The 13316-nt window shown below is 72.9% G+C and carries 7 protein-coding genes; 4 read left to right on the plus strand and 3 right to left on the minus strand.

What is annotated here, in order from left to right; genetic code table 11:
- Window positions 1-962 precede the first annotated feature (962 nt).
- Complete coding sequence (locus ACFY1H_RS43745) at window positions 963-5639, minus strand: ATP-dependent helicase (protein WP_386956084.1); 4677 nt, start codon at window positions 5637-5639, stop codon at window positions 963-965.
- Window positions 5640-5956: 317 nt separating this feature from the next.
- Between ACFY1H_RS43745 and ACFY1H_RS43750 the strand changes: the two genes are divergently transcribed.
- The 4 genes from ACFY1H_RS43750 (at window position 5957) to ACFY1H_RS43765 (ending at window position 10307) form a co-directional block, all read left to right on the plus strand.
- Window positions 5957-7798: an Hsp70 family protein gene (locus ACFY1H_RS43750; RefSeq protein WP_366583750.1), complete on the plus strand. Its 1842-nt coding sequence runs from the start codon at window positions 5957-5959 to the stop codon at window positions 7796-7798.
- Window positions 7799-7873: 75 nt separating this feature from the next.
- Entirely contained in the window at window positions 7874-8068 is a 195-nt protein-coding gene (locus tag ACFY1H_RS43755) for a DUF3046 domain-containing protein (RefSeq protein WP_360605301.1), read from the plus strand.
- A 247-nt stretch (window positions 8069-8315) separates the two neighbouring features.
- Window positions 8316-9365 carry a recombinase RecA gene (gene recA / locus ACFY1H_RS43760; protein WP_366583751.1) on the plus strand — a complete coding sequence of 350 codons (1050 nt, stop codon included), beginning with the start codon at window positions 8316-8318 and terminating at the stop codon, window positions 9363-9365.
- 414 nt (window positions 9366-9779) lie between these two features.
- On the plus strand, window positions 9780-10307 hold the full coding sequence (locus ACFY1H_RS43765; protein ID WP_366583831.1) for a regulatory protein RecX: 528 nt from the start codon (window positions 9780-9782) through the stop codon (window positions 10305-10307).
- Window positions 10308-10640: 333 nt separating this feature from the next.
- On the opposite strand, the gene eda is transcribed toward ACFY1H_RS43765, so the two are convergent.
- Both eda and edd read right to left on the minus strand, forming a co-directional pair.
- On the minus strand, window positions 10641-11267 hold the full coding sequence (gene eda / locus ACFY1H_RS43770) for a bifunctional 4-hydroxy-2-oxoglutarate aldolase/2-dehydro-3-deoxy-phosphogluconate aldolase (protein WP_386956018.1): 627 nt from the start codon (window positions 11265-11267) through the stop codon (window positions 10641-10643).
- Window positions 11264-13189, minus strand: coding sequence for a phosphogluconate dehydratase (gene edd / locus ACFY1H_RS43775; protein ID WP_386956019.1), 1926 nt, complete (start codon window positions 13187-13189; stop codon window positions 11264-11266). Before edd ends, eda begins: the two co-directional genes overlap by 4 nt.
- Window positions 13190-13316 lie beyond the last annotated feature (127 nt).

The raw sequence follows: 13316 nt of genomic DNA on the forward strand, positions 1-13316 counted from the left end.
CTTCGACGGATCCCGGAACTCTTCATCGCTTAGCCGCGCACCCGGCGCCCCTTCTCGCCGGCCCGGCCCCGGCCGAGCACCGCTTCCGCTCTCGACCCAGCCCCACCCGGCACTCACGGCTGGTCAGCCCCTCGGTCCGGAGCCCTTCGACGGATCCCGGAACTCTTCATCGCTTAGCCGCGCACCCGGCGCCCCTTCTCGCCGGCCCGGCCCCGGCCGAGCACCGCTTCCGCTCTCGACCCCGTCCCACCCCACCCGGCATCCACGGCTGGTCAGCCCCTCGGTCCGAGGTCCTTCGACGGATCCCGGAACTCTTCATCGCTCAGCCGCGCACCCGCCGCAGCTCCTCGCCGACCCCGCCCAGGCCGCGCACGACTTCCGCCGTCGGCCACGACCCACAGCGGTCGGCTGCGCAGCCGCAGTCCTCCCGCCCTGCCTTCGCGCTGCGCCGGGCCGCCACCGCCCCTCGCCGCCCTCCACCGCTCGCGGCGGCCACCCAGCCACAACCACCCCTGCGGCGGCGAGCTCCACACTCACCGAGCCTTCGGCCTCGGCTCCCATCCGTGGCAGTCACGAGCGCACCGGCGCCCGTGGTACCTGGGCGAGCAGCCGGCCGCCCTTCCGGCATCGGCGGTTCGTCGCCGTCGCTCTGACTTGCGGCGGTCGGGTGCTCAGTCGCAGATCCTCCGTTCAGTGCCTACTCCGCAGCGCTCGGGAGCACGGCCGGAGTCCGTGGCATCTGGGCGGCGGCCGCTGGCGCTTCGGTGTCGTCGGTCGACCGAGATGGTCAAACCGGCACCGGCCTTTCTTCGCCGTCGCGCGGGCCCGCGGTGTTCAGGAGTGCGACCGCGGGCCGCGCCGCTGTTTCGGATCGGCGGCGGGCGGGTGTGTAGCAGCGGTCCTTGGCGTCAGCCCGGGAACTCTGCGGCGGCCGGGCCCGCCGCGCTGGCACTCCGCGGCGCTCAGGCCCGCAATCGCAGTCCCTTCGGGGTTGCGCGGAAGCCGGCCTCGCGGAGGACGTCGGCGAGTTCGGAGGTGAGGGCTTGTTCGCCGTCGGCGCGTTGGACGGCCAGTTGGCCCAGCCAGCCCTCGCGGACGGCGGTGGAGAGGCCCGCGGCCGCGGCTTGGAGGGGGGCGCGGTCCTCGGTGAAGCTCAGCAGGGAGCGGCCGCCGCGTTCGACGTAGAGGGCGGGGACGCCGTCGACGAGGACCGCGAGGGCGCCGGCCTTGCGCGCGGGGCGGTGTTTCGTGTCGCCGGTGGCGGCGGGCCAGGGCAGGGCCGCGCCGTAGGGCTGGGCGGGGTCGGCGGCGGCCAGGACCACCGCGCGGTCGCTGCCGGCCCGGGCCGGAGAGCCGGACCAGCCGTCCGTGCCGGGCGCGGGGCCCGACAAGGCACGTAGGCGGTCGACCGCGCCCTTCGCCGCGAACTGCGCCGCGCCGAGGCCCTCCACCACGTAGCCGCGCACGACCTGCCCCGAGTCCTCCATGCCGCGCAACACCTTGTAAATCCCGGAAAAACCGCCCGTGACCCGTTCGGTGTCGAGGGCGCCGCGCGTGAGCACGCCGTGCCGTTCGAGGAACGCCTCCGTGCGCGCGTGGGCCCGGCGCGTCGGATCGGTCTCCCGCGCCGGCGTGAGGGCCCAGCGTCCCGCGACCGTCGGCGGACCGGTGCGCGACGGCATCGCCGGGCGCCCCGCCCGCAGCCGCGCGTACCGGCCGCGCGGAGCCTGCCGCCGAGGTTTGTGCGCGCCGTGGCCCGCGACCTGCGCGCGCAGCGGTGCCAGCGTGTCGCCCGTGACCAGCCCGGCCCACACCAGATCCCACAGCGCACCCGCGATGTCACCGTCGTTCGGCGGCGAGTCCAGCTGCGGCGAAACCCGGTCCACCAGCTGCCGGAAGAACAGTGCGCCACCTTCCAAAGTGGACAGCAGAGCCTCGTGCACCGGGCTCGACGGCGCGTTCTCCTCGACCTCCGGCAGCAACAGGTCGGCCACGTCCGTCGGCGCGAGCGCCAGCCATCCGTCCCCGCCGGACAGCGCGCCGCAGCCCGCCCACGTGACCTCGCCCGCCGTGGTGAGCTCGTCGAGCAGGCCGGGGGAGTAGCCCGGCAGCCGGCTCGGCAGGATCAGCGACTCCACGGCACTCGCCGGCAACGGCGCACCCGCCAGCTGCTCGACCACCGACAGCACGTCGTCCGCCGTCGGCGCCGAGCGCACCCGCGCGCCGATCCCGTGCCACGACGGCAGGAACCGGCCCAGCGCCGCCGGCTCCACGGGCTCGACCTCCGCCCGCAGCTTCGCCAGCGACGCCCTTCGCAGCCGCCGCAGCACCGCCGCGTCGCAGTATTCGAGCCCCACGCCGTGGGTGTCCGGGTGCCCGACCGGGCTCAGTTCACCCCGGACCAGCCGCCCCTGCCCGGTCAGCCGCTCCAGCACGCCCGTGACCACCGCCGGGCCGAGCCCGAACCGCGCGGCCGCCGCCGAAGCCGGGAACGGTGCGCGGATCCGCGCGTACCGCCCGAGCAGGTCGCCCAGCGGGTCCTCCACCGGTTCCGTGAACGCCTCGGGCACCCCCACCGGCAGCGCGACCCCCAGCGCGTCGCGCACCCGCCCGGCGTCCTCGATCGCCAGGAACCGTTCCTCGCCCGCGATCCGCACCCGGATCGCCCGCCGCGCGGCTTCCAGCTCCTCCAGCCACTCCGGCTGGATCCCCCGTTCCAGAGCCTCCACAGTGGACAGATCACCGAGGAACCGCAACAGGTCGGCCGCGTCCTCCGCCGAACGCGCGTGCCGCTCCGGATCCAGCCGCTGCAGCGACCGCTCCACCTCGCGCACGGCGTCGGGATCCAGCAGCTCCCGGATCGCCTCCGTGCCGAGCAGCTCGGCCAGCAACCCGGAGTCCAGCGACAACGCGGCCGCCCGCCGCTCGGCCAGCGGCGCGTCGGTCTCGTACAGGAACATCCCGACGTACCCGAACAGCAGGCTCCGCGCGAACGGCGACGCCGCCGGCGTCTCCACCTCCACCAGCCGCACGCGCCGCGCCCGGACGTCGGCCATCAGCTCCCGCAGCCCGCCCACGTCGTAGACGTCCTGCAGGACCTCCCGCATCGCCTCCAGCACCACGGGGAAGCGCTCGTACTTCGCCGCCACCGTCAGCAGCTGCGACGCCCGCTGCCGCTGCTGCCACAACGGCGTCCGGCGCCGCGGGTCGCGCCGCGGCAGCAGCAGCGACCGCGCCGCGCACTCGCGGAACCGTGCGGCGAACACCGCCGACCCACCGACCTCCGCGACGATCAGCTGCTCGACCTCCTCCGGGTCCAGCAGCACGTCGTCGGCGCCGATGGTGACCTCGCCGCCCTCGGCGTCGAGCGCGTCGGGCAGCCGCAGCACGATGCCGTCGTCGGAGTGCGCCACCTGCGCGTCGACACCCCGGTTCTCCCGCAAACGCGCGGCGATCGCCAGCGCCCACGGAGCGTTGACCTGCGCCCCGAACGGCGAGTGCACCACGATCCGCCAGTCGCCCAGCTCGTCGCGGTAGCGCTCCAACAGGATCGTGCGGTCGTTCGGCACATGCCGCGTCGCCGCCTTCTGCTCCTCCAGGTACGCCAGCAGGTTGTCGCACGCCCGCTGGTCGAGGCCCGCCGCCGCGGCCCGGTTCCGCGCCGCCGCGCTGTCCGAAGTGGACAGTTCCCGAACGAACGCGCCCAGCGCCCGCCCCAGCTCCAGCGGCCGTCCCGCCGCGTCGCCCTTCCAGAACGGCATCCGCGCGGGCTCGCCCGGCGCCGGCACCACGATCACGCGGTCGTGGGTGATGTCCGTGATCCGCCACGACGACGTGCCCAGCAGGATGGTGTCGCCGACACGCGACTCGTACACCATCTCCTCGTCGAACTCGCCCACGCGCGAGCCCGGTTTGTCGTCGGCCCCCGGTGTCATCACGGTGAACAGCCCGCGGTCGGGGATCGTGCCGCCCGACGTGACCGCCAGCCGCTGCGAGCCCGGCCGCCCGTGCAGCTCACCGGTCACGCGGTCCCAGGTGATCCGCGCCCGCAGCTCGCCGAACTCCTCGCTCGGGTACCGCCCGGCCAGCATGTCGAGCACCGCGTGCAACGCGTCGTCGGGCAACGCGGAGAACGGTGCCGCCCGCCGCACGAGCGCCGCGATCTCCGGCACCGTCCACGACTCGAGCGCCACCATCGCCACCACGTGCTGCGCCAGCACGTCGAGCGGGTTGCGCGGGTACCGCACGGCCTCGATCGCGCCCGCGGCCATCCGCTCCGCGACCACCGCGCACGACACCAGGTCACCGCGGAACTTGGGGAACATCACCCCGGACGACACAGCCCCCACCTGGTGCCCGGCGCGCCCGACCCGCTGCAGCCCCGACGCGACCGTGGGCGGCGCCTCGATCTGCACCACGAGGTCGACCGCGCCCATGTCGATGCCCAGCTCCAGCGACGACGTCGCCACCACGCACGGCAGCCGCCCGGACTTCAGTTCCTCTTCCACGTGGGTGCGCTGCTCCCGCGACATCGACCCGTGGTGGGCGCGCGCGATCGTCGGCACCGCACCGGTCGTGAGCCCGGACTGTCCGATCGCCTCGGCGGGGAACGCGTCGCCGGCCCGCAGCTCCGTCTGCTCGGCCGCCAGCTCGTTGAGCCGCGCCGTGAGCCGTTCGGTGAGCCGCCGCGAGTTGGCGAACACGATGGTCGACCGGTGCGCCTGGATCAGCTCCAGCACCCGTTCCTCGACCGCCGGCCAGATCGACGGCCGCTTCACCTCGGCGCCCGCGATCTCCTCCTGCGTGCCGATGCCGCCCTCGGAAGGCAGCTGCGACAACGACGTGAGGTTCTCCAGCCGCTCCATCGGCGACGGCGCCGGCCCGTCGAGGTTCGCCATGTCCTCCACCGGCACCTCGACGCGGACCTCGATGGTCTTCGCGAGCTTCGGCTGCACCACCGTGACCGGCCGCCCGCCGGCGAGGAAGGAGCTCACCTCGTCGACCGGCCGCACGGTGGCCGACAGTCCGATCCGCTGCGCGGGCTTCGGCAGCAGCGCGTCGAGCCGCTCCAGGGACACCGCCAGGTGTGCGCCCCGCTTGCCGCCCGCCACGGCGTGGACCTCGTCGACGATCACCGTCTCCACACCCGCGAGCGACTCCCGCGCCGACGAAGTGAGGATGAGGAACAGCGACTCCGGCGTGGTCACCAGCACGTCGGGCGGGGTCTTGCCGAACGACCGGCGCTCGGCCGCCGTGGTGTCGCCGGTGCGCATGCCGACCTCGATCTCCGGCACCGGCAGTCCCAGCCGCCGCGATGCCTGCGAGATCCCCGCGAGCGGCGCGCGCAGGTTGCGCTGCACGTCGACCGCCAGCGCCTTCAACGGCGAGACGTAGAGGATCCGGCAGCGCTTGCGCGGCTCCACCGGCGGTGGTTCCACCGACAGCCGGTCGAGCGCCCACAGGAACGCGGACAGCGTCTTGCCGGACCCGGTGGGCGCCACGACCAGGGCGTGCTGCCCGGCGTGCGCGGCCCGCCAGGCCCCTTCCTGCGCCGCGGTCGGCGCGGCGAACGCCCCCTCGAACCACGTGCGGGTCGCGGGGGAGAAGAGGTCGAGGACGTCTGCTGCCACGTCCTCCATGATGCGCGGCACCCCCGACAGTTTCCGATTCCCGCTGTCGCGAACGGTCCCCTCGCGGCGAACGCCCAGGTCACGCCGCTGCCGACCACCCGACCGGGCGACCCGGACGTGCACTGCGTCACGTCCGTGACCACTCGCCCCAACCCCTCCGCCCGGTCGTCCTCTCCAGGCGACCCACCAGCGAGATCGCGCCGGCTTCGGGATTGTGCGGTGCGATCGGCCCCCGGGCCGATCCGACCGTACAATCCCGAAGCCGGCTCAGAGGCGATCTCGCACGCCCCGGCGGAGCCGGGGCAGAAAACACAGGGGGAGTGGAAGTGCGGATCCTGTCGGTGGACCTGGGGACGTCCAACACGGTCGCCGTCCTTTCGGCGTACGGCAGGCCGCCGCGGGTCGTCGAGGTGGACGGGTCGGCCAACATGCCCTCGGCGATCTTCGCCGGCGAGGACGGCACGATCATGGTGGGCCGCGACGCCGAGCGCCGCGCGCGCCTGGACCCCACCCGGTTCGAGCCCAACCCGAAACGCCGCATCGACGAGCAGACGCTGCTGCTGGGCACCGACGTCGTGCCCGTCAACGAAGCCCTCGCCGCGATCCTGCGCCGCGTGCTCGACGAGACGACCCGCCAGCTCGGCGGCGAGCAGCCCGACGAGGTCCGCCTCACGCACCCCGCGCAGTGGGGGCCGGTGCGCCGCAACGTCCTGCTGTCCTCGGCCCGGCTCGCGGGCATCGGCGCGAGCGTGGTCCTGGTGCCCGAACCCGTCGCCGCGGCCGCGCACTTCGCGTCGTTCCCGGGCAAGGGCCTCGCGCCCGGTCAGGCGCTCGCGGTGTACGACCTGGGCGCGGGCACGTTCGACGTGGCCGTGGTCGGCGCGACGCAGAACGGCTACGTCGTGCTCGCCGAAGACGGCCTGCCCGACCTCGGTGGCCTCGACGTCGACCAGGCGCTGATGGTGCACGTGGGGCGTGAGGTCTCGCACTCGGATCCCCAGCGCTGGCAACGCCTTCTGCGGCCGGAGTCCACCGCGGACCGGCGCACGCGGCGCGCGTTGCAGGAGGACGTGAAGGCGGCCAAGGAGGCGCTGTCACGGCACCCGCAGACCGAGGTGCCGATGCCGGAGCCGTTCAAGGACGTGCTGGTCACGCGCGGCGAGCTCGAAGGCCTGGTGCGCCCGGCGATGCTGCGCAGCGTGGAGCTGCTCGCGCGCACACTGCGGACGGCCGGGCTCACGCCGGACCGCCTCGCGGGCATCTACCTGGTCGGCGGGTCGAGCCGGCTGCCGCTGGTCGGCTCGATGATCGCGGAGAAGATCGGCGTGGTGCCCGCGAGCCTCGACCAGCCGGAAACGGCCGTGGCGCTCGGCGCGCAGCACGTGGCGCGCGACGGGCTGTCGATGCGGACGCAGAACGTGGAAGGCCAGGTCGCGGTGGGTGCGCCCGCGTACGCGCCGGGCGGGTATCCGCCGCCGCCCCCGCAGCAGCCTCCGGCCGGGTACGCGCAGCCGTCTTTCCCGGCGGGGCCGGCGCCGTCGAACTTCCCGACGTATTCGCCGGCCACCGCTGCCGCCGCGCCGGCGAAGAAGAGCCGGACGAAGCTGTGGATAGGCGTCGCGGTGGCGGTGGTCGTGGTCCTCGCCGCGGGGCTCACGGTGTTCCTGACGTCGTCCTCGTCGGTGCAGACCTACACCGCGGACCAGTGCCGCACGCCCGGGCCGGCCGACGCCCAGGGCCTCACCGGGTGCCTGCGCCAGCTCGCGGGGAAGATCGCCGACACCGGCGGCTGCCATCCAGGCATGGGCAACGGCCCCGCCGCGCCCGCGCAGAGCCTCGGCGCCACCTCGACGTGCGCGGCACCGGGCCGCGCGGGCTCGCAGGTGACGTACGTGCAGGGCACCTCGGCCGCGGTGCTGAAGCAGTACACGGACGGGCTGCTCGCCTCCGCCGGCGGCGACCGCGTGGAGGCCGCGTGGAAGGGCAACGGACTGGAGGGCCACTACTCGTCAGCGGCCGGGCAGAACGCGGCGGTGCTGGTGTTCACGGTGTCCGACCGGCCGCTCGCCGGGTTCATCTACCAGGTCAATTCCGCAGGTCAGGGCGCCGCACCGACCCCGGGGACGCTGGCGGACTACTTCGAGCAGAGCGTGCAGCCCGGCGAGTGAGAAGTTTTCGTTCGCTGCCGCGGCGCGAACGGGCCGTTCGCGCCGCCGGGAAGGTCGCGAGTTAGCATTCGGCCGATGCGTATCACGGTGTTCCGGCGGCTCATGGCGGACGAGTTCGGCCCCGGACGGGCCGAGGTCCTGGCCCAGGACCACGTGCTCAGCGGGCTCGGGGGGAGGACCGTCGACCAGGCTCTGGCGGCGGGGATCCCGGCGAAGCAGATCTGGCGTGAGGTGTGCGAAGCCTTCGACATCCCGCCGGAACGGCGCTGACCTGCGGTTCACTGGTTCGTCCCGGGGAAGGGGAGCTCGGAAGGGCGAAAAATCCTAGCGGACGGGCGTGTCGCCACAATCCTCGAACACCTGTTCGTCTACAGTGTTGTGCACACCGGGGGCCGGCGATCCACAGATCGGTCGCCGTGCCGGGAATTGTCGGTCCCTCCCCGTAGCGTCGGACCGGACAGAGCTTGATCTGGACAACCGAACAAGCCACACAGGCCAACCAGCGAGGTGGACCCCAATGCCAGCAGCACCCGACAAGGACAAGGCGCTCGAACTTGCCCTTGCGCAGATCGACAAGCAGTACGGCAAGGGCTCGGTGATGCGCCTCGGCGAAGAGGGCCGCGCGCCCATCGCCGTGATCCCGACCGGCGCGATCGCCCTCGACGTCGCACTCGGCATCGGCGGGCTGCCCCGCGGCCGCGTCATCGAGGTGTACGGCCCGGAGTCCTCCGGTAAGACCACGGTCGCCCTGCACGCGGTGGCCAACGCGCAGAAGAACGGCGGCATCGCGGCGTTCATCGACGCGGAGCACGCGCTGGACCCGGAGTACGCCAAGAAGCTCGGCGTGGACACCGACGCGCTGCTGGTCTCCCAGCCGGACACCGGTGAGCAGGCGCTGGAGATCGCGGACATGCTGATCCGCTCCGGCGCGCTCGACATCCTGGTCATCGACTCCGTCGCCGCGCTCGTGCCGCGCGCCGAGATCGAGGGCGAAATGGGCGACTCGCACGTCGGCCTCCAGGCCCGGCTGATGAGCCAGGCGCTGCGCAAGATGACAGGTGCGATGAACAACTCCGGCACCACCGCGATCTTCATCAACCAGCTGCGCGAGAAGATCGGCGTCATGTTCGGGTCCCCGGAGACCACGACCGGTGGTAAGGCGCTGAAGTTCTACGCCTCGATCCGCCTCGACGTGCGCCGCATCGAGACCCTCAAGGACGGCGGCGAGCCGGTCGGCAACCGCACCCGCGTCAAGGTCGTGAAGAACAAGATGGCCCCGCCCTTCAAGCAGGCCGAGTTCGACATCCTCTACGGCGTCGGCGTCTCCCGCGAGGGTTCGCTCATCGACATGGGCGTCGACCAGGGCATCCTGCGCAAGTCCGGCGCCTGGTACACCTACGAGGGCGACCAGCTCGGCCAGGGCAAGGAAAACGCGCGGAAGTTCCTGCGCGACAACCCGGACATCGCCAACGAGATCGAGAAGCGCATCAAGGAGAAGCTGGGCATCGGCCCGCAGGTCGACGCCGAGGTCGTCGAAGCTGCGGTTCCGGCGCCGGTCGACTTCTGATCGGGAAGGGGAGGGGTGGGGTGCGTTCGCGGTGAGCGCTCGCCGATCCCCTTCCGTGGTGTCTTGTGGGGGTCGAACCCCCACACCCCCGCCAGGGGGCAAGCCCCCTGGACCCCCGGCGGGGTTGCGTTGGTGAGGTGAAGTCGCCGGGGAGGGATGGGTGTGGCGTGCTCGTTGAGGGCGCTCGCCGGTTTCTCTCGTCGGTGTCTTGTGGGGTGCGAACCCGCACCAAGCCTCGCTAGGCAAGTTTGCAGAACCTGGCGTAGTTGCGTTGGTGAGGTGAGTTCGCCCGCGTGGCCGGGTCGGCCCGTGGGTGGGGGAGTGGTGGCGCGTCGTCGGGCGGAGAGGGCTCGGCGGGGCGGAGGTGCAGAGGGTGCGTGAGGGAGGAAGGGCGTAGTGGCGAGGGCGCCGAAGGTGGAGCCGGCGGAGCTGCCGCCGGAGGAGCGGGCCAAGAAAGCCAAGGAGATCTGCTTCGATCTCCTGGCGGCGCGGCCGCGAACTGTCGAGGAGCTGCGGCAGACGTTGCGGCGCAAGGGTTTCGACGACGACACCACCGAAACCCTGCTCGGCAAGCTCGACCGCGCCGGCCTCGTCAACGACGCCGAGTTCGCCGAGATGTGGGTCAAAGCCCGGCACGCCGGTCAGGGCCTCTCTCGCACGGCGCTCGTCGCCGAGCTGCGCCGCAAAGGCGTCGACGACGAGATCGCCACCCAGGCCGCCGGCGAGGTCGACCGCGAGGCGGAGGAACAGCGGGCCCGTGAGCTCGTTCGCAAACGCCTGGGGTCCCTCGGCAACGTCGACGAGCAGACGGCCATCCGCCGCCTCCTCGGCTTCCTCGGCCGCAAGGGCTACCCGCAGGGCCTCGCCTACACCGTCATCCGCGACGAGCTCCGCGAGTTCGGCGCCGAATCCAGCCTCCTGGACGACGCCACCATCGACTGATCTCGCCACCCGGCGCCGCGAAACCCGTTCCCGGAAGCCGAACTTCGAACGACCCGGCGGTTCGCCAGGCGCACGACCGCGGCGAAGCACGGCCGCAATGAAGCATGGTCGCGATGAAGCACGGTCGCGGCGAGGCCTGGTCGCGGCGAGGCGCGGCTGCGACGACCTACGGCTGCGGTGAGGCACGGCTGCGGTGAGGAACGGCTGCGGTGAGGAACGGCTGCGGTGAGGCACGGCTGCGGTGAGGAACGGCCGCGGTGAGGAACGGCTGCGGCGAAGCACTGCGGCCCTGCCGTTCCCCACCCCGCACGGGGAACGGCAGAGCAAGGCGGTTCAGCTGCGCAGCGCGGCGGCCTCGGCGGCCAGCTTCTCGACCGTCCCGAAGTCCTTGGCCGCCAACAGCTTCGCCGGCGTCAGCCAAGAACCGCCGATGCAGCCGACGTTCGGCAGCGCCAGGTACGACGGCGCCGAGTCCACGGTGATCCCGCCGGTCGGGCAGAAGCGCAGGTCCGGCAGCGGTCCCGTCAGTGACTTCAGGTAAGCCACCCCGCCGCTGGCTTCCGCCGGGAAGAACTTCAGCGCCGTCAGGCCACGTTCGGCCAGGCGCATCGCCTCGGACACCGTCGCGGCGCCTGGCAGGAACGGCAGCCCGGCGGCGAACAAGGCGTCGAGCACGGCGTCGGTGCAGCCGGGCGTCACCAGGAACTTCGCGCCCATGTCGGCGGCCTGCGCGGCCTGCGCCGGCGACGTCACGGTGCCCGCGCCCACGACGATGTCCGGCACCTCCGCGGCCACGCGCTCGATCGCGGCGAGGGCCACGGGCGTGCGCAGCGTCAGCTCGATCACCCCGATCCCGCCGGCGAGCAACGCGCGCGCGGTGGGCACGGCGTCGTCGACGTCGTCGATCACGACCACGGGCATCACGGGCGAAAGGGCGAGCAGGTCCGGACCGGTGGTCACTGACCGACCTCCTGGGTTTCCAAGGTGTGCAACGGCAGTCCGAGTGTGCCCCGCCCCGCGGGCGCGCCGCGGAGCAGGTCCAGCTCGGCCGTCAGCGGGCCGAAGACGCTCGCGCCCTGGTCGGCGGGACCCACCGCGCGGCGCAGCGCGCCGAACAGCTCCCGCCCGGTGCCTTCCACGAACGCCGGTGGAGCGTCCAGAAGATCACGGTGCGCGAACTCGTCGGCGTCGACCAGCACGTCGAGCGTGCCGGAGCGGGCGTCGAAGCGGACGACGTCACCGTCGGCGATGCGGGCGATCGGCCCGCCCACCGCGGCCTCCGGCGTGACCTGGATGGCCGCCGGGATCTTGCCCGACGCGCCCGACATGCGCCCGTCGGTGAGCAGCGCGACCTGGAAACCACGGTCCATCAGCACACCCAGCGCCGGCGTGAGGCCGTGCAGCTCCGGCATGCCGTTGGCCTGCGGCCCCTGCTGCCGCAGCACCACCACGACGTCACGGTCCAGCTCACCGGCCTCGAACGCGACCGCGAACGCCTCCTGCGACGTGAACACCCGCGCCGGCGCCTGCACCACGCGGTGCTCCGGCGCCACCGCCGACACCTTCGTCACGGCCCGGCCGAGATTGCCGGCGACCATGCGCAGCCCGCCGTCCGGGGCGAACGGCCGCCACACCGGGCGCAGCACGTCTTCGTCGAGGCTGCGGGTGGGCACGTCGCGCCACACCAGCTCGCCGTCGGACAGGATCGGCTCCTGCGTGTAGCGGCGCAGCCCGAACCCGGCGACGGTGTGCACGTCCTCGTGCAGGAACCCGGCGTCGAGCAGCGTGCCGACCAGGAACTGGATGCCGCCGGCGGCGTGGAAGTGGTTGATGTCCGCGCTGCCGTTCGGGTACACGCGCGCCAGCAGCGGCACGACGGCCGACAGGTCCGAGAAGTCGTCCCACGTCAGCTGGATGCCCGCCGCCGCGGCGATCGCCACGAGGTGCATCGTGTGGTTGGTCGAACCACCCGTGGCGAGCAGCGCGATGATGCCGTTCACGAACGCTTTTTCGTCCAGCACCCGGGAAACCGGCGTGTAGGACGCGCCACGCGACAGCTCGACCACGCGCCGCCCGGCCTCCTCCGTCAACGCTTGGCGCAGCGGCGTGTTGGGCGGCACGAAGCTCGCACCCGGCAGGTGCAGGCCCATCACCTCGACGACCATCTGGTTCGAGTTGGCCGTGCCGTAGAAGGTGCACGTGCCGGCCGAGTGGTACGACGCCGCTTCCGCGTCGAGCAGGTCTTCGCGCGTCGCGAGACCCTCGGCGTAGAGCTGGCGCACGCGGGCTTTTTCCTTGTTGGGCAAGCCGGAGTTCATCGGCCCGGCCGGCACCAGGATCGCCGGCAGGTGCCCGAACGACAGCGCGCCGATCAGCAGCCCGGGCACGATCTTGTCGCACACGCCCAGCAGCAGCGACGCGTCGAACAGGTCGTGGGACAGCGCGATCGCCGTCGCCATCGCGATCACCTCGCGGCTGAACAGCGACAGCTCCATGCCCGGCCGGCCCTGCGTGACCCCGTCGCACATCGCGGGCACGCCACCCGCGAACTGCGCGACGCCGCCCGCCGCGCGCACCGACTTCTTCAGCCACGCGGGGTACTCCTGCATCGGCTGGTGGGCCGACAGCAGGTCGTTGTAGGACGACACGATCGCCACGCCCGGCGCGCGCAGCTCGCGCAGCGCCGCCTTGTCCACGCCGTCCATCGCGGCGAACCCGTGCGCGAGGTTGCTGCACGCGAGACCACGGCGCACCGGGCCTGCTTCGTGGGCGGCGGCGCTGCGGGCGAGGTGGGCGGCGCGCGTTTCGGCGCTGCGTTCGACGATGCGGGCGGTGACCTCGGCGACGACGGGGTGCACCGCCGGGTCGGGTGTGCTGCTCATGTCCGGCTCCCGGCTCACTTCGTGGTGGGGTCCTGCGTGGTGGGGTCCGCGGGACGGCAGCACTGGCGTCTCAGGAACGTGACGGCCACCACGGTAGCCGGTGTCGGGCGGGTTATCAAAATCGATT

Source organism: Amycolatopsis sp. NPDC001319 (assembly GCF_042896185.1).
In the GTDB taxonomy this organism is placed as follows: domain Bacteria; phylum Actinomycetota; class Actinomycetes; order Mycobacteriales; family Pseudonocardiaceae; genus Amycolatopsis.